Origin of the sequence: Eoetvoesiella caeni, assembly GCF_003315175.1 — a bacterium.
Classification (GTDB): Bacteria; Pseudomonadota; Gammaproteobacteria; order Burkholderiales; family Burkholderiaceae_B; genus Eoetvoesia; species Eoetvoesia caeni.
In genome coordinates, this window is the sequence record NZ_QNRQ01000003.1 from 328,185 (window position 1) to 345,837 (window position 17,653).

General features: G+C 58.1%; 15 protein-coding genes. 1 reads left to right on the forward strand and 14 read right to left on the reverse strand.

Annotated elements, in window-relative coordinates; translation table 11 throughout:
* Positions 1-3: 3 nt before the first annotated feature.
* The 7 genes from trbJ to DFR37_RS08140 form a co-directional block, all read right to left on the reverse strand.
* On the reverse strand, positions 4-786 hold the full coding sequence (gene trbJ, locus DFR37_RS08110) for a P-type conjugative transfer protein TrbJ (RefSeq protein WP_113932715.1): 783 nt from the start codon (positions 784-786) through the stop codon (positions 4-6).
* A gap of 191 nt (positions 787-977) precedes the next feature.
* The gene (locus DFR37_RS08115) at positions 978-1,403 is read right to left on the reverse strand and encodes a type II toxin-antitoxin system VapC family toxin (protein WP_113932716.1); all 426 of its coding nucleotides are present in this window, start codon (positions 1,401-1,403) and stop codon (positions 978-980) included.
* Positions 1,400-1,648, reverse strand: a complete 249-nt coding sequence (locus DFR37_RS08120; RefSeq protein WP_113932717.1) for a FitA-like ribbon-helix-helix domain-containing protein — start codon at positions 1,646-1,648, stop codon at positions 1,400-1,402. The genes DFR37_RS08115 and DFR37_RS08120 overlap by 4 nt, the downstream gene beginning before the upstream one ends.
* Positions 1,649-1,942: 294 nt before the next feature.
* Positions 1,943-2,314, reverse strand: a complete 372-nt coding sequence (traJ, locus tag DFR37_RS08125) for a conjugal transfer transcriptional regulator TraJ (protein ID WP_113932718.1) — start codon at positions 2,312-2,314, stop codon at positions 1,943-1,945.
* 818 nt (positions 2,315-3,132) lie between these two features.
* Positions 3,133-3,843 (reverse strand): ABC transporter ATPase, encoded by a 711-nt coding sequence (locus DFR37_RS08130; RefSeq protein ID WP_218951433.1) that lies wholly within the window; start codon positions 3,841-3,843, stop codon positions 3,133-3,135.
* Positions 3,844-3,883: 40 nt separating this feature from the next.
* Positions 3,884-4,735, reverse strand: a complete 852-nt coding sequence (locus tag DFR37_RS08135) for a helicase RepA family protein (protein ID WP_113932720.1) — start codon at positions 4,733-4,735, stop codon at positions 3,884-3,886.
* Between the two features lies 1 nt (position 4,736).
* Positions 4,737-4,964, reverse strand: coding sequence for a helix-turn-helix transcriptional regulator (locus DFR37_RS08140; RefSeq protein WP_094829810.1), 228 nt, complete (start codon positions 4,962-4,964; stop codon positions 4,737-4,739).
* Positions 4,965-5,053: 89 nt separating this feature from the next.
* Between DFR37_RS08140 and DFR37_RS08145 the strand changes: the two genes are divergently transcribed.
* Positions 5,054-6,031, forward strand: coding sequence for a LuxR family transcriptional regulator (locus DFR37_RS08145; RefSeq protein ID WP_113932721.1), 978 nt, complete (start codon positions 5,054-5,056; stop codon positions 6,029-6,031).
* Positions 6,032-6,203: 172 nt separating this feature from the next.
* Here DFR37_RS08145 and DFR37_RS08150 read toward each other — a convergent pair whose 3' ends face one another.
* From DFR37_RS08150 to greB, 7 genes are all read right to left on the reverse strand, one after another.
* A complete protein-coding gene (locus DFR37_RS08150; protein WP_113932722.1) occupies positions 6,204-6,836 on the reverse strand; it encodes a Cap15 family cyclic dinucleotide receptor domain-containing protein in 633 nt (210 codons plus the stop codon).
* Between the two features lie 2 nt (positions 6,837-6,838).
* The gene (locus tag DFR37_RS08155; protein ID WP_113932723.1) at positions 6,839-7,753 is read right to left on the reverse strand and encodes a nucleotidyltransferase domain-containing protein; all 915 of its coding nucleotides are present in this window, start codon (positions 7,751-7,753) and stop codon (positions 6,839-6,841) included.
* Between the two features lie 53 nt (positions 7,754-7,806).
* Positions 7,807-8,994 carry a tyrosine-type recombinase/integrase gene (locus DFR37_RS08160; RefSeq protein WP_113932724.1) on the reverse strand — a complete coding sequence of 396 codons (1,188 nt, stop codon included), beginning with the start codon at positions 8,992-8,994 and terminating at the stop codon, positions 7,807-7,809.
* Positions 8,995-9,300: 306 nt separating this feature from the next.
* A complete protein-coding gene (gene guaA / locus DFR37_RS08165; RefSeq protein WP_113932725.1) occupies positions 9,301-10,887 on the reverse strand; it encodes a glutamine-hydrolyzing GMP synthase in 1,587 nt (528 codons plus the stop codon).
* Positions 10,888-11,003: 116 nt separating this feature from the next.
* Positions 11,004-12,464: an IMP dehydrogenase gene (gene guaB, locus DFR37_RS08170; RefSeq protein WP_113932726.1), complete on the reverse strand. Its 1,461-nt coding sequence runs from the start codon at positions 12,462-12,464 to the stop codon at positions 11,004-11,006.
* Between the two features lie 350 nt (positions 12,465-12,814).
* Positions 12,815-16,873 carry a phosphoribosylformylglycinamidine synthase gene (gene purL / locus DFR37_RS08175; protein ID WP_113932727.1) on the reverse strand — a complete coding sequence of 1,353 codons (4,059 nt, stop codon included), beginning with the start codon at positions 16,871-16,873 and terminating at the stop codon, positions 12,815-12,817.
* A 189-nt stretch (positions 16,874-17,062) separates the two neighbouring features.
* Positions 17,063-17,635 (reverse strand): transcription elongation factor GreB, encoded by a 573-nt coding sequence (gene greB, locus DFR37_RS08180; protein ID WP_113932728.1) that lies wholly within the window; start codon positions 17,633-17,635, stop codon positions 17,063-17,065.
* Between the last annotated feature and the right edge of the window lie 18 nt (positions 17,636-17,653).

The following is a 17,653-nucleotide window of genomic DNA, read 5'->3' on the forward strand; positions in this document are numbered from 1 at the left end:
CCGTCAGCGGGTCAGTTCGAGCCAGTTTTTTGGACTGGTCGTGCGCTCGATCCTGGATTCCCTGGAAGTCGAACCGGCGGCCTGCTGTTGCGCCTCAAGGTCGGCCTGCGCCTGCATCCGGGCGGTCGCGGCGCTCTGCTGCGCAATCAGAAGACCACGGATTTGCAGAAGCTGGTTCGCCTGGTTGGCGGAAAGCTGATTGGCGAAACCGACTGCCTGCATCTGGCCGGTCGCACCCTGCGCGGCCGACTGAAGCCGTTCGAGCTGGCGAGCGTCAGCGGTCAGGTTGCGCTGCTGTTGCTCAAGGCCCTTGAAAAGCGCGTCATTCGCTTTCTTCTGGCTTTCACTTGCCAGTCTGCGGTTTTGCTCCATGGCGGTGCGTTCGGCATCCGAGCAGCCAGCGGCCGAGAAGCATGGCGAACCACGGTAATAGGCTACGTCCTGGAACTTGCCCAGGTACGCATCGACACTACCAAGCTGGTTCCTGTAGTAGTCCAGCGTGTTGACGGCGTTCATCAGCCCATTGATGGTGGACTGCGCCTGATCCCAGATATAGGCCGCTGGCGCAGCCGTATTCTGCAGCTGGTTTTCGTACTGCTGAAGCTGGGTCTGGTATTGCTCGATCTGCTTGAGCGTCTGCGCCACCGACTCGATGGCCGTCATGACGTTTTGCGTCAGGTTGCCGCCGTCGATGACGGGTATGCCGGCGTGCGTGGATGTGATAATGCTGCCAGCCAGGACGGCGGCAAGCGCGGTTTTAGCCGCTAAAAAACGGACACGTTTCATGGCCGAGTACCTCTCGATGTGATGAGTTAGCTATTGCGGCTAATCTGCCCCACGTGTTTCTGTGGGGTTGGGCCATCACGTGGCAGTTCGCCAAAATCTGCCAAGGTACCCGCCCTTGCGACACCGTCACGCCGGGCTTACGTTTTTATTGAGGGGCGGTGTGTGTCGTGCAAACCTGCACGATTACTGCTTTACTCTTGATCTTCCCAAGGATTGATGACTTTCACGCCGGCAGCCAGGAACGGGCTCACATCTCTCGTAGCCACGCTGAAACCGCTATCCAGAGCAATCGCCGCGATGACGGCATCAGCCGCCTCGATGCCGCTGCCGGCCTTGCGAGCGGCTGCCAGTACATCGGCATAGGCGCGCGTGCAAGCCATATCAAACGACAGCACCCGGCCCACAAATACCGGCAACACCTGGTGTTCTATGCTGTCACTGAGCACTGTCCGGCGCTTACCTGCGGGCATCAGGGCAACACCAGCCCGCAGTTCGGCCACGGTCATGGATGCCAGATAAAGCGTTTCCAGTGGCTGACGATTCAACCAGTCAATCACCGTTTCGTCGGGTACGGCTCGAAACTGCTCCGATATAACGTTTGTATCTAGCAGAATCATTCAAAACTCGCTGCACGGGCGGGTGAATGGTCTCGGTCAAAAACCACCATTTCTTCGTCGGTCAATTTCACCTTGCGCCCGATGTCTGCCAGCAGGTCGCCCAGCTTTACCCGGCCTTCCGGTTTCACAGCGGTAGCCAATATTTCGCACATCTCGGCTTGTAATGTACGGCCGTTCTGCGCTGCCCTAACCCGGATGGCACGATGCACCTCTTCCGGCACATTCCTGATCGTTACTGCCCTCATGTCCGCACTCCTTTTTTGATTGCTGTGAAATCAATTATACAAACTGCATTCAAGTAGTTCAAGGACTACTGACCCCGCCCCTTGCGCCGGTTCGGCCTGTCTTTCTTTCGATGATGGCGTCCCACCCCGACACAGCATCGCAGTTGGTGATCTGCACCTGACCCAGCCGATGGTCCGTGGTTTGCTCGTCGGCGACGTAGTGCACCAGGACGGCAAAGTCGGACTTGCCCAGCGACGCAGAGGTACATCATTGGCGATCATCAGCCGGCCTCCGAATTTTTAGCGGCTAAAATTTCAAGGCTCGGCCCTTGGCCTCACCACGGCTTTCATAACGCGCCCCATTTCGTCCTGCGTGGCCTCGATCCTGCCCAGCAGCGCCAAGATGGTTGCATGGCCGAACCTAGCTGTGCGCTCGTCATCGGTAAGCCAGAGTTTCAGCAAGCCACCCAGGCGACCAAGGTCGCCATTGATTCGGGCCAGCTCGCGCACGCGCTCATAGTCGGTGATGCCCTTAACCTCGTAGCCTTGGCCAACGGCCAGCAGAAATGCGGACAGGCTCAATCCTGCCGCCGCCGCGTTCTGTTCTATAAGCTCACGTTCTTCGGGCAAGCAATAGACCTTGATCGGCGTGCTGCCCTTACGCGTGATTCGCTTGTTTTCCTCCATCGTCAACCTCGCATTTTGTTTCTTGCCGGCGGTAGTCGGCTGCCTCGCAGAGCAGGATTCTCGTTGAGTGCCCCCGGCGCGAATAAGAGACAGTGAAGAAGGACAATCCGCTTGCGGGTGGGCCTACTTCACCCATCCTGCCCGCGTCACAACCGCGTTTTCTGCACGTATGCAGGTTGGAATATGTCGCTATTACGTCGCTATTGATCTGCGATTGCTCCGCAATCGCTGCACAATCGGCAGAATCGCGCCGTAATCGTGAAAAATCGGCATAGAATCGCGATAAAAACGGAATCTCCAACCGATTTCCTACCGCTTCCCAGCGTGCGAAACCAACACTTTCCTTGCTCTTTCCTCGCACTCGAAAAAAGCCGAGTTGAACGCCAAGGGAAAAGCCATGCCACCGCCCCTCAAGTGTCAACAAAGCATCCTCGATGCCGCCGGCATTCAGTAGTAAGTGACTTCCAGCCGACCCTTCAATGGGGCACGATGCGCTTCTGGTAGCGCGGGCCGGTGATCTTGTGGCCGCCGCACTCCGTTGATGTTGACACTTGAGGGGCGGCCTGGCCGTAGTCGGTAAAGCTCGATGACTCGTAGCTGCCTCCCTTCCCCTCCTGGCGTTCAACCATCGGCCTCTGGCCGATTGAGCAAGTCCGTCAGGACTTGATCGACAAGGTGCAAGCGACCGCCTCAAGCGGGCGGTTACACCGCCTGGATATCCTGAAATATCCTGAACATCCTGCCAAAACAGCAAAAAATCGGGCCGCTGTGGCACGCTTCCGGGCCGCTGTGACACGCCTTCGGGCCGGTGTGGCACGCTATCGGGCCGCTGCGACACGCTTTACCCTGTCTGTGGCATCTATTTCGATACCGATTTCGATCAACCCGACGGCATCATCCTTCAAGCGTCGCCGATAATTACGCAGCGTCATGCTGTTGACCGCCTCGCCTCCTACAGCACGAATCAAGGTGTCCAGGTGCCAGCCTCCTGCCGGATCGTATCTGTGGGTGAGCACATGCCGCGCAAGCGCCTGACTGATCCCATGTTGCAACCGGGCAATGGGGGCAGGCGGGTAGTACAAAGACAAATCCCTCTCCAGCAGCATCACCAGGGCAACGCCCAGCCGGACGCGCCACAAATGGCGCTCCCCGCCGGTGAGCGGATCACGGCGGGTCATAGGTGACGGGATAACGTGGTCAATCAGGCCGCCAATGATGCTGTCACCACTGCTCTCCATTTCCGGTGTCACGATTTCTACCGTGGCGGCCCGCAGATCGGTCAGCAGCTTTTTGATGCGACCGTGGCTGTACTGATGATCGGATAGCATCCGACGCAGCGCCGCCGGGTCAATCAGCAGCTCGATGCCGCCGTCTGATATTTCGCGGCGGCGTTCCGCCACATACAACATGGATTCCACAATATCGGCATGACGCTGACCCAGCCTGCCGGTTACGCGGCATCGACCGAAACCGGTTTCTATCCACTGCCCGGCGCGTTCCCGTGGGCGCTGGCTGGGCTGATAGATCATCACTCGCGCCTGCAATGCCGTGCTGGTCGGGGCGACCTGATTACCAGTTGTCACTGCCGCCCCTCGCTACAGATTTCAGCTTTGTGGGTGACTGGCGTTTCTGCCGCTCAAGTACAGCCGGCTTGAGCACGCCACCCTCATGCCGCCGGAACCAACATTCCAGAAAGGGTGCGCCGTAGTTTGCTTTGCTGACACCATAGCGGACAAAGTATCCTCGCTGCCCTTCATCAACACCCCATTCCTCGGCCTCAGCCTGCGTCATGCCGGACAGATACGACTGCCAGCGGATGTTATCGACCAGCACCGATGATCCACGACTGGCCTGCTGTTGATCGCCAGCGCCCGCCATCGCCGCGCCCTTGTTGGCGTGGTGCAGAAACACAATGGAACAGCCGGTCTCGGCGGCTATGGCCTCCATTCGACCAATGACCTGCGCCATAGGCCCGCTGGCGTTCTCCTCCTCAATATGGAACCGACGCAGGGTATCCAGAACCATAAGACGATGACCCTCGGCGGCCCGTTTGAGGCCATCGAACCAATCTCGGGCCATGATATTGGGGCATTTGCCAATCAGCGGCTCAATTAGCAAGCCATCTGCCACGGCTTGCCGCTGCGCAGCGGTAAAGTGTGCGCCAAGAGCGTGCAAGCGGTGATGGATCGCGACAGGTGGATCTTCGGCCGGCAGGTACACCACCGCGCCGGTGGGCAGCTCGCCTACTTCCAGCAAATCAGGGCCGCCGGCAATCTGCGCAGCCAATTGCAGGATCAGCATGGACTTGCCTGCCCCGCCAGGTGACACCAGTGCGCCCACCGTGCCGGCAACCATATTTGGTAATACGTAATCTATTGGTGAAGGCGCTTCACTGAACGCCACCATCAGGTCAAGGGCCATATCAACCCCTCACGTCGCCGGGCCGATCAGCCTGAATACCCGACGACTTACGCGCTTCGATCCATTCTTCGACTTCCGATAAATCCCATGCGACATTCCTGCATGTGAGAGCAATACGGCGTGGAAACTCCCCTCGCTGCTCCAAGTTGTAGATGGTTCGCGTCGAGAGCGGAATGATCTCCAGGAGCTTTTTTCTGTTGATGAGTATTTTGCTGGTTGCAGCCTGCATGGCCCGGCCTCCAATTGCTAACGAGTGCCTTATGGTGCCTAGCAATTCATACTGCGACAGCCTTATAATTACCCAAATAGGTTGACGTCATGAAAAAAGAACAGACCATAACCATCTGGGAAGGATGCGATCCTGGCATATCGAAAGCCATCGAACGCTTTCAAGATCGCTGGCGTCCTTACTCCACCGCTTCGCGGCGCTACCCCATCAGGCGATTGATACAGGAAGTCATTGATCCAGCCGTAGCCACTTATATGAAATCCCTCCCCGCACGTTATTCGGGCTTCGTATCCGGTTTCGGGGCGGGAATGAACTTCAGCGAGACCATTCGACTGGTCGGATTTGATACGATAGTTCGTCTGCAACGACAGTTACTGCGTCATTTCATTAAGACGGAGGACAAGCAGGATTCAAGGGATCAGCGATTTGTTGCAACCATCGAATCTCTAACCAGTTTGGCTTGGGATTGCGCGTGCAAGCGCCCGAAAAAAACGACCACCACAACTGGCGTCAATCTAAACGCGCAACGTAAACATGGCTTTTGCGAACTATGCGGAGAGCTGACCGAGTTCGCCGACTTCATGGCAACGGTCGCTGACGAGCAAGTCAATGATGTAGAGCTACAAGACCGTAAGAAGCTCGAACTCAGCCACCAGTACTGCGCCAGACATAGGCCCATCTTGGCGAATGGCAGCCGGAACCCCGCTTATAGGCAAGCAAAGCGATCCCTCGCGCAATTCAACCTCGAACTTGACCGGCTCAACCGTCAATGCGCGAAGCGTGCCACGCCGCAAGCCGCCTCTGGCGACTCGCTGGTAGATCGCTACTTCTACCACCTCATGTTGAGCCAGACCGTACAGTCAGCCGACAAAGGAGAGCTGCGCAACCAGGCGCGCTTGATGGTGGACTCGAAGCTATCAGACCGCAAAAAGAAAATATTGATACTCCAGTGGGATGGACTCAACCAGTCGGAGATAGCGCGAAAACTGGGCATCGAACGTCAGGCGGTATCGAAAGCGTTGAAGTCGTTGGCCTCGACGCCCCGAATGCTCCAATTGAAGGAGTAAAACGACACCGAAAATTTTAGCGGCTAAAGTCCCTGACTCATCTGTACTGATTCAAACCCGAGCAGACATGTTCCGTTCGACCTGCATGACAGGAAAAGTCCGGACCGAACATTGGAGTAACAATCTCCGTGACATCGCCGAGCTGAAGTCACAACCGATGAAAATCTCACCGCTAGCCGAGATTTTTCTTGGCGTCTTCAAAGCGTGAGTAAACCTTATCCGAGCGTCCTTCAAAAGCCATACGCCCGACAGTCTTTCTGTCAGTCCAATACTCAGCTGTCAGCGAGTCTGGTTTGTACTTCGGCCCATGCGTAGAAATCGTCGCCGCGCCAACATGCCGCTCACTGCGAACACCTCGAAGTTCTACGCCGGGCGTGTTGGCATAAACGACCGACACGTTGAAGCGGTTGCCGCATAGCGTCGGCTGGATTGCGTGGGCGAGCAGACAGGATTCGGACTCTGGTGTCATAAGCTGAATTTGCAGCTTACTAAACGTCTGAACTATGCCAGCGTATGCGGTAATCGGCGGAACTTTCTCGCCGGTTTCTGGGTTGATCCACTCCGGATGAATCGTCACCTTCCAGGTACCACGGAGGTCTGGCCGGTCGAACAGCCAGCCCTGAAAAATATGTAATCGCCATAGCAGATGTTCCATCGCCAGAGTGACGGCCACAAGTACACCAACCACTGTTGTGAAGGGCGCAAGGTGATCCCAGGAAATGGGTGTTCCTTGCAGCCAAAGCACCGCGCCCCATGCGATGGTGGCGACAGCGAGCGCAGCCGTGATTTGAAGGCGTGTGAACATACTTAAGCTATTCCGATGTAACGGCGAGTGCTGTCTATAAATTCTTCAAACCGCTTGCGCTTCGCATCGTCATTTTTTAGCAGATATTTTAGTTCACTCACCTCGCCCCACTCGCCGCATAGCGACATACTCGACAAGTAGAGGGACAGGTGATTTAGTACGGAACAAACATCATCGTACCAAGTCTCGTGCGCAAAACAGCTATTAGGAGCGTTCCATACAAGGCACTCAACGTTAAAACCCTTAATCAGCTTAGCTTCTGCAATGCCGTCCTCTTCCATGATATTGCGCAACTTCTTTACAATACGAACAACACCACGATACGCTCGACGAGTGTCGTTATTTTTACCATTGCCGTTCTCGTAATGTTGGCGCGGCCATTCGTGAGTGTCGTAGAGGCGTTCCGGCCAGTTGATGATTCTACCGCCGCTATCAGGCCGCAACTCGGTTCCACAAATATATGTACCATCAGCCGAGTAACGACGATGCACCATGAGAGGTACTACGTCCGCATCAACTCGGTAGGTGTTCTCATGAATATCAAATGCCTTATCACCACGCGTAACATGCTGCGCTCCAAAGTAGCTTATTAGAGCCTTTCCAATATCGTTTTTAAAATGGGCGTACCCGTAATCAACGCTAATCACATTAAAATCAGCGTCGATTTTCCCGGACGGATAATCGGTCCCGAATAGGTTACCCGTGTAGAGAACACCGATATCCACATCGCTGTCTTGCCTGACATTTACACGGTTTCGATAGGAACCTTGTATAAAAACCTTCGTCACCGACGCCATTTTCACGTCAGCAGCCAATGCCTTTCTAATCGCAGTGATTGCATTGTCTATTTTATCGCTCTCTGTTTGGCTCGGGGCTTGTGCCCATGTCGCAAAACGACTATTCCATGTTGCGCTCATTTGTTCTCCTTTTTATAAAAATAACATCATGGAAATTATTGTCCGGCTTTCCATCAAACAGTCCACTCATCAATCATATTCGCCCAATCCTGCAACATCGCCGCCCGCTGTTCGCGGTACTCAGCCTTGTTGTAGACCGCCCTCACGCCCTTCTGCTCGTGCGCCAGGCACTTCTCAATCCAGTCGGTGTTGTAGCCAGCCTCATGCAACAGCGTGCTGGCTGTGCGCCGCAAGTCATGCGGCCCGAACTTGGCCAGCGACTTCCCGTCTTTCTGCGCCGCTTTGTAAGTCAGGGTCAGCACCTGATTGAGCGTGGCAGCGCTCATCGGCGCATCCGAGTCGTACCGTGATGGCAAAACGAAGTCAGAACCACCGGCAAAGGTTTTCAGGGCAATGAAAATATCCAGAGCCTGCTGGGACAGGAATACCAGGTGCGGGTTACGGCGCTTCATCCGCTCCTTGGGAATCGTCCACAGCGCTTCGCTGAAATTGATCTCGCTCCAGGTCGCATTGGTCAGCTCGCTTTTGCGCACCATGGTCAGCAAAAGCAGCTTGGCCGCCGCACGATTTGTTGGGCTTGTACCCACCCGCTCCATGTACTGATACATCAGCCCGATTTCTTCTGGCATCAACGCTCGGTCGCGTGGCTCGAATCGGGCGATGCTAGTTGGCCGCACCAGCTCCGCCGGGTTTTCGACCTTCTGCCCACGCTCGGTTGCCCAGCGAAACACTTGCATAACGATTTCACGCACATGAACGGCGGTGGCCGGTGCGCCTCGCTCGACGATGGCATCGGTCAGCGCTCGCAAGTCCTCATGGGTGATCTCCACCAGCTTCTGATTGCTGAATTTCGGCTTCAGCTCGCGCTCATAGACCGAACGGCGCATATCGCGGGTGGAGTCGGCCATCTGGTAACCGCGCAGCCACTTCTCCGCCCAGGCACCGAACGTCTCCGCATCTTTCACTCGCGCCTTGTCGCGGGCCTTCTCCTTGGCCGGCGACTTGCCAGCCGCAACCATCTTCTTGGCGTCATTCAACTGCTCACGGGCTTCAGCCAAGGTGATGCCACCGACACCATAGCGACCAAAGGTGATGGTCTCCTGCCGCCCGTTGATTGAGTAGTTGTAACGGAACGAGATGGAGCCGGCTGGAGTCACGGCCACATAGAGACCTTCTCGGTCATTCACCTTGTAGAGCTTGTCCCTGGGCTTGAGATTTCGCAGCTTGGTATCGGTCAGCATGTAGCGTGTCCCTCTTCATTTTCGATACCATGCCAAAAAAACGCCAAAATTTCATCGTTTTTTTCTATATAAAACAACAACCTATCAAGATTCTATACCATGAACACATAAGAAAATTCAGCATGGTATCGGCATCAATCATGGCATCATCAACGGATAGTACCAGCTTTAATGCCATGCTCAAACGGTGCTTGGCGCTTCCTCCCGTTGCCAGACCGTGCCAGACACAAATACAAAAAAGCCCGCAATTACGCGGGCTTAGCGGCTTTTTATGCCTTCAGATGCCTGGCCGTGCCAGACGCGGGATCATTCCCACTCTATCGTCGCGGGCGGCTTGCTGGATACGTCGTAAGTAACCCGATTAATACCGCGCACCTCATTGATAATGCGGCCGGATACTTTCTTCAACAGCGCATACGGCAGCTCCGCCCAGTCGGCGGTCATGAAGTCGGTGGTTTGTACGGCACGCAGGGCCACGACGTAGTCGTAGGTGCGGCCGTCGCCCATGACGCCTACCGATTTGACCGGCAGGAACACGGCAAAGGCCTGGGCGGTGAGGTCGTACCAGTTCTTGCCGCTGATGGGGTCCTCGGTTTTGCGTAGTTCTTCGATGAAGATGGCGTCGGCGCGGCGCAGCAGGTCGGCGTATTCTTTCTTGACTTCGCCCAATATGCGCACGCCCAGGCCTGGGCCCGGGAATGGGTGGCGGTACACCATGGCGGGCGGCAAGCCCAAGGCCACGCCTAGTTTGCGCACTTCATCCTTGAACAGTTCACGCAAGGGTTCAAGCAATTTCAAATTCAGTGTTTCGGGCAGGCCGCCCACGTTGTGGTGCGACTTGATGGCAACGGCCTTGCCGGTCTTGGCGCCGGCCGATTCGATCACGTCGGGGTATATCGTGCCTTGAGCAAGCCAGCGGGCATTGCTGAGCTTGCCGGCTTCGGCCTGGAATACTTCAACGAATTCGCGACCGATGATTTTACGTTTGGCTTCAGGATCGGCAACGCCGGCCAGTTTGCCCATGAACTGGTCGGTAGCGTCGATGTGGACGATTTTCATGCCGAAATGGTCGCCCAGGGTCTTCATGACCTGTTCGCCTTCGTTCAGGCGCAACAGGCCGTGATCAACGAATACGCAAGTAAGCTGGTCGCCGATGGCTTTATGGATCAATGCAGCCGCAACGGACGAGTCCACGCCGCCCGACAGGCCCAGTATGACTTCATCGGTGCCGACCTGCGCGCGGATGTTGGCGACCGCTTCAGCCACGTAGTCGGGCATATTCCAGTCGCCGGCGCAGCCGCAGATCTCGTTGACAAAGCGCGACAGCAAGGCCTGACCTTGAGTCGTGTGCGTTACCTCTGGATGGAATTGCACGGCGTAGAAATGGCGCTCTTCGTCGGCCATGCCGGCAATGGGGCAAGAGTCGGTCGAAGCCATGAGCTTGAAGCCCGGCGGCAACTGGGTAACTTTATCGCCATGGCTCATCCATACCTTCAACATGCCGTGCCCTTCGGTGGTGGAAAAGTCTTCCAGGCCGTCAAGCAGGCGCGTATGGCCGCGCGCACGCACCTCGGCATAGCCAAATTCGCGGTGGTCCGACCATTCGACCTTGCCGCCCAGTTGCAAAGCCATGGACTGCATGCCATAGCAAATGCCCAGCACAGGCACGCCCGCTTCGAATACCTTGGCCGGCACTTTAAGCGAGTCTTCGTGATATGCCGAAGCGTGGCTGCCCGAAAGAATGATGCCTTTGAGCCCTTGCTGGGATTCAATGAAAGCGCTGTCGACATCGCCCGGGTGTATTTCGCAATACACACCGGCTTCGCGCACGCGGCGCGCAATAAGCTGGGTTACTTGTGAACCGTAATCGAGAATCAGGATACGCTGGTGCATGGCAAGAATAATCTGTAAGACAAGGCCGGATCTAGCGCTATGAAGCTGAACCGGCCTTGGTGTCAAAGGGTTGGGCAAAAACAAAAGCCGGCTCGAATGAGCCGGCCTGAAGAAGCTTAGTCGGCGCGGTAGTTGGGCGCTTCCTTGGTGATTTGCACGTCGTGCACGTGCGACTCGCGCACGCCCGCCGATGTGATTTCCACGAATTCGGCCTGAGTGCGCATCTGCTGGATGGAAGCGCAGCCGCAATACCCCATAGAGGCGCGAATGCCGCCAATCAACTGATAGATAATGGCAATGACGCTACCTTTGTACGGCACGCGGCCTTCGATGCCTTCAGGCACGAGTTTGTCTACGTTGTTGGCAGGGTCCTGGAAGTAGCGATCGGCCGAGCCGTCGCTCATGGCGCCCAGGCTGCCCATGCCGCGATACGATTTATACGAGCGTCCCTGGAACAGCACGACTTCGCCAGGTGCCTCTTCGGTGCCCGCGAACATACCGCCCATCATGCAGGTGGATGCGCCGGCGGCCAGGGCCTTGGCAACATCGCCCGAATAACGGATGCCGCCGTCGGCAATAAGCGGAACGCCCGTGCCTTCAAGGGCCTTGGACACGTCGGCAATGGCGGTAATTTGCGGCACGCCAACACCGGCCACAATACGGGTCGTGCAAATGGAGCCCGGGCCTATACCCACTTTGACGCAGTCTGCGCCCGCTTCGACCAACGCCAGAGCGGCGGCGGCTGTGGCGATATTGCCGCCGATGACCTGCACGCGCGGATAATTTTTCTTGACCCAGCGCACGCGTTCGATGACGCCGGCCGAATGCCCGTGCGCGGTATCGACCACAATGACGTCGACGCCGGCATTGGCCAATTTTTCGACGCGCTCTTCAGTGCCCTCGCCCACGCCCACGGCCGCGCCAACGCGCAACTGGCCTTGGCCGTCTTTCGAGGCGTAGGGGTGTTCAGTGTTCTTGACAATATCCTTGACGGTAGCCAAGCCGCGCAGCTCGAACTTGTCGTTGACGATAAGCACGCGCTCCAGGCGATGCTTGTGCATCAGGGCCTGGGCTTGGTCCAGCGTAGCGCCCTCGGGCATGGTGATAAGTCGGTCTTGCGGCGTCATGATGTCGCGCAACGGGACGTCAAGCCGGTCTTCGAAACGCAGGTCCCGATTGGTGACGATGCCGACCAGCTTGCCGCCTTCGACCACAGGCAGGCCCGAAAAGCCGTGTTGGCGCTGCAAGGCAATGGCGTCGCGCACCTTCATGGCCGGGGTTACCGTAACCGGGTCGATCACAATGCCGAATTCATGGCGCTTGACCCGCGCCACTTCGCGCGCCTGCTCATCGGCAGTCAGGTTTTTATGGATAATGCCGATACCGCCCTCTTGCGCCATGGCAATCGCCAGGCGCGACTCGGTTACCGTATCCATCGCGGCGGAAACCAGCGGGATATTCAGGGTAATGGACCGGGTGAATTGAGTAAGCAGGGAGGTGTCGCGAGGCAGGACCTCGGAATAGGCGGGGACCAACAACACATCGTCGAAGGTGAGCGCTTTTTTGATGAGACGCATTAGATAGCTCCGTACGCAAAGCAAGATTATACGCTTATCCTGGCACGTATTCTAATGAACGAGGTACGTGCCAGCCTGCCGCCGGCGAACCGGCAGCGGGCTTTTTTGCCGCCGGGCCGCCCCAAGGCAAAAAGCGCCCCCCTCGGGGGGCAGCGAGACGCATAGCGGCGAAGCGTGGGGGCTAAGTTTTGCCGCCGGGCCGCCCCAAGGCAAAAAGCGCCCCCCTCGGGGGGCTGCGAGACGCATAGCGGCGAAGCGTGGGGGCTAAGTTTTGCCGCCGGGCCGCCCCAAGGCAAAAAACGCCCCCTCGGGGGGCAGCAAGGCGCATAGCGGCGAAGCGTGGGGGCTTTCTACCCCAGCCAAACCCGCGCATTGCGGAAGATACGCAGCCATGGGCTGGCATCGCCGCCGCTGTCCTGGCTGCCCCAGCGGTCCGGCGACCACGACATCATCACATTGCGCGTTACCCGCTCGGGGTGCGGCATCATCACGGTGAAGCGGCCGTCGGCGGTGGTTACACCCGTCAGTCCTTGCGGACTGCCGTTGGGGTTATAAGGATAGGATTCGGTTGCCTGACCGCCGTGATCGGTAAAGTTCAGCACTTTGGCCACACGCCCGATATTGCCCTGCAAGCCGAAATTGGCAAAGCCTTCGCCGTGCGCCACAGCCACCGGAATACGAGTGCCAGCCATTCCCTTGAAGAACAGCGAAGGCGAATCGGCCACCTCGACCATCGACAGACGCGCTTCGTATTTTTCCGACACGTTGCGGGTAAAGCGCGGCCAGTGCTCGGCGCCCGGTATCATGCTGGACAACGCCGCCATCATCTGGCAGCCGTTGCATACGCCCAACGCAAAGGTATCGGGCCGCGCGAAATAGGCGGAAAACTGATCGAACAGCTGTTCGTTGAAGCGAATGGTGCGAGCCCAGCCTTCACCGGCGCCCAATACGTCGCCATAGCTGAAACCGCCCACGGCAACCAGGCCCTGCACCTCGTCCAGCCGCACACGGCCGGACAAAAGATCGGTCATGTGCACATCCAGGGACTCGAAGCCGGCCTTGTCGAAGGCCCAGGCCATTTCGACCTGGCTGTTGCAGCCCTGTTCACGCAAGATCGCAACCTTGGGCCGCTTGCCTGTCGCGATAAACGGCGCCGCTATGTCTTCCTGGGGATCGAAATTGACCATGGGAACCAGACCGGGATTGCCCGCGTCCTTCCAGACGTCGAACTCGGCCTGGGCGCAGGCGGGATTGTCGCGCCGCTCCATGATGCGGCGGCTGACTTCGCTCCAGTGCTGGGCCAATTCAATGCGGCCTTTCTGGTAAATACACTTGCCGTCGCGATAGAACTGGATTTCGTCGCGGGTATTCAAGCCGCCCAGCACATGCGAATGCGCCGACAGCCCGGCTGCGCGCAGTTGCTGCAATACAGTGTCGCGCTGCCCGGCGGGCACCTGGATGACCGCACCCGCCTCTTCAGCGAACAAAGCTTGCAGCGTGATTTCGTCGCGCTGCACCGCCACCTGTTCGGCACGTATCTTGTAGTCGCCCCAATCGGCGACATTGGGGTCGATAGTCAGCATATCCAGATTGACCGACACGCCGACACGCCCGGCAAACGCCATTTCGCATACGGTAGCCAACAGGCCGCCGTCAGAGCGGTCGTGATAAGCCAGCAAATGGCCGGCGCTGTTCAGTGCGCGGATCGCCGTGAAGAATGCCCCCAGGGACTTTGCATCGTCGATATCTGGCGCGGACTCGCCCACCTGATTGAAAACCTGGCTCAAGATGGAGCCGCCCAGGCGTTTTTTGCCCTGGCCCAGATCGATAAGTATCAACACGGTATCGCCCGCGTCGGTGCGCAACTGCGGGGTCAGGGTTTGGCGCACATCGGCCACCGGCGCAAAGGCAGTAACCACCAGCGAGACCGGCGAAATTACCTCGCGCCGGCCGTCGACGGCATCCCAGGCGGTGCGCATCGACAAGGAGTCTTTGCCCACCGGGATGGAAAGATCCAATTGCTGGCAGAATTCACTGACGGCGGCGACGGTATCGTAAAGCGCCGCATCCTGGCCCGGTACCCCGCAGGCCGCCATCCAATTGGCAGAAAGCTTGATGTCTTTAAGCGACTGCACATCGCTGGCCGCCAGATTGGTCAGCGCCTCGGCCACCGCCATACGTCCCGAGGCAGGTGCATTGATCATGGCAATAGGCGTACGCTCGCCCATGGCCATGGCCTCGCCGCGCACGCTTTCGAAGTCGGCCAAGGTAACCGCGCAATCGGCTACAGGCACCTGCCAGGGGCCAACCATTTGATCCCGGCTGCTCAAGCCGCCGACCGAGCGGTCGCCAATCGTAATCAGGAAATTCTTGTTGGCAACGGTGGGATGGCGCAATACCCGCTCGATAGCCTCTTCCAGTGCAACGACAGTCAAGTCCTGCGCCTGCGATACGCCCGGAAGACGCTGCACATCCCGCGTCATCTTGGGCGGTTTGCCCAGAATGACGTCAATAGGCACGTCCACAGGACGAATATCCTGTGCCGGCTGTGCGGCGGGCGCTTCGGCCATGCCAGGCAAGCCTTCGCCCAGGGTTACACGCAACTGGCGCTCTTCGGTGGCCACACCGACCACGGCATAGGGACAGCGTTCGCGCTTGGCAATAGCCTCGAAACGCGGCAGATCCCGCGGCAATATAGCCAGGACGTAGCGCTCTTGCGCCTCGTTGCTCCAGATTTCGGCGGCCGACAAGCCCGATTCTTCAAGATGCACTTGCTGCAATTCGAAAATGGCGCCGCGGCCGGCATCGTTGACCAGCTCGGGGAAGGCGTTGGACAAACCGCCCGCGCCCACATCGTGAATGGCAATAATGGGGTTGTCCGTACCCTGCTGCCAGCAACGGTCGATGACCTCTTGCGCCCGACGCTCGATCTCGGGATTGCCGCGCTGCACTGAATCAAAATCCAGCTCGGCGCTGTTGGCGCCTACGCTCATGCTTGAAGCCGCGCCGCCACCCATGCCGATACGCATGCCGGGGCCGCCCAATTGAACCAGCAAGGCCCCGGGAGGAATGGGGTCTTTATGCGTCAAGCGGTCGTCAATGCTGCCCAGGCCGCCGGCTATCATGATGGGCTTGTGATAACCCCAGCGCTGGTCGCCCGCGGTCTGTTCGAAGGTACGGAAGTAACCCAGCAAATTGGGCCGGCCGAATTCATTATTGAACGCCGCGCCGCCGATCGGACCTTCGATCATGATGTCCAGGGGGCTGGCAATGCGGTCCGGCATACCATGCGCGTCGCTTTCCCAGGGCTCCAGCGCATCGTCGAAACGCAAATTGGAAACCGTAAAGCCGGTCAGACCCGCCTTGGGCTTGGAACCCCGGCCGGTCGCGCCCTCGTCGCGAATCTCGCCGCCCGCGCCGGTGGCGGCGCCCGGGAACGGAGCAATGGCGGTCGGGTGATTATGCGTTTCCACTTTCATCAGGGTATGAACCTGGGCCGCATGATGTCCATAGGCCGTGGAGCCGGCATCGGCGCCGGCGCCTTCTTGCGGCTGACCCGCGTAAAACAGCGTGGCCGGCCCGCCTTGCATGACCGCGGCGTTATCGGAATACGCCACTACCGTGCCCTGCGGCTGGGCCGCATGGGTGGCGCGTATCATGCCGAACAGCGTTGCAGGCTGCGCCGCGCCGTCGATCACCCATTGCGCGTTGAATATTTTGTGGCGGCAATGTTCGCTATTGGCTTGCGCGAACATCATCAGTTCGACATCGGTGGGGTTGCGCTTTAGTTGTGTAAATGCCGCGCACAGGTATTCGATTTCGTCTTCCGACAAGGCCAGGCCCAGCGCCTGATTGGCTTCAAGCAAGGCTTCCTGGCCCCGGCCCAGCACGTCCACGGTCTGTATAGCTTTGCCCGGCAGCGAGGCAAACAATGGCACGCCGTCAAACGCCGCATCGACCACGGTTTCCGTCATGCGGTCATGCAGGCAGGCGGCGATCTGCGCCAGTTGCTCGGGCTTGATGCTTTGCGTACCGAGCAGGCCGCGCACAGGCTGGACAGCATAGCGAATACCGCGCTCGATGCGCCGCACGCCCGCAAAGCCGCAGTTATGGGCAATATCGGTAGCCTTGCTGGCCCAGGGCGACACCGTGCCGAAACGGGGCACGACGCGCAAAACCAGCGTGTGCTTGTCCTCGGTAGGCGAACCCAGCCCTTCGCCGTATGTCAGCAAGGACAGCAAACGTTTTTGCTGGCTGGCGTCCAGTTCCGATTCTAGCCACACAAAATGTTCGTAGCGTCCCTGAATATCGCCCACCGGCAAATTCAATTGCGCAAAGCGCTTCAGCAACCGCTCGCGGCGAAACGTCGACAAGACACAGGAACCGAGGAAGTGCTGAATAGAGGTCACGATATGGCGCAGGAGAGTGAAAAGAAGAAGGCCCCCATTTTAGCGGGTTAACCCGGGGTCCGCTTGGCTTGCCGGCTCCTGCAGCATTCCGGCGCCGCCGTGCGCTCGAAGACGAGCGGATACGCAGGCAAAAGCGGGGATGGGAGCAGCGGAATGCGCTTGCAGAACCGCAGGCGCCGAAAAGCAGCCTTATTTTTGTTCGCGGGAAGGCTCGGGGTAGCTGATTTCGAGAATATCCAATTCGTCCATGCCGGCCGGCGTGCGAAGCACGACCGTATCGCCTTCGCGCGCCTTGGTCAGCGCCCTGGCAACCGGCGAAATCCAGCTGATTTTGCCCAACAGCGGCTCGGCTTCGTCGACGCCAACTATCGTCACCCGGAACTCCTCGCCGGCCTTGTCCGAATAAACCACGGTTGCGCCAAAGAACACTTGGTCTTTATTGGGCTGGGTGGAAGGGTCGACCACCTCGGCAATTTCCAGCCGCTTGGTCAAAAACCGCATGCGCCGGTCGATTTCGCGCAAGCGCTTCTTGCCATACAGGTAGTCGCCGTTTTCGGAACGGTCGCCGTTGGAAGCCGCCCACGAGACAATCTGTACCACCTCGGGGCGCTCTTCATTCATCAGGCGCGTGAACTCCGCCCGCAGCTTGTTATAGCCTTCGGTTGTGATGTAGTTCTTGGTGCCGGGCGGCAAGCGCACGTTCTCAGGCGCCAGGTCGTCATCGCCGTCTTCGTCCGACTCTTTTACAAATGCTTTATTCATAATGCCGAATTACTGCAA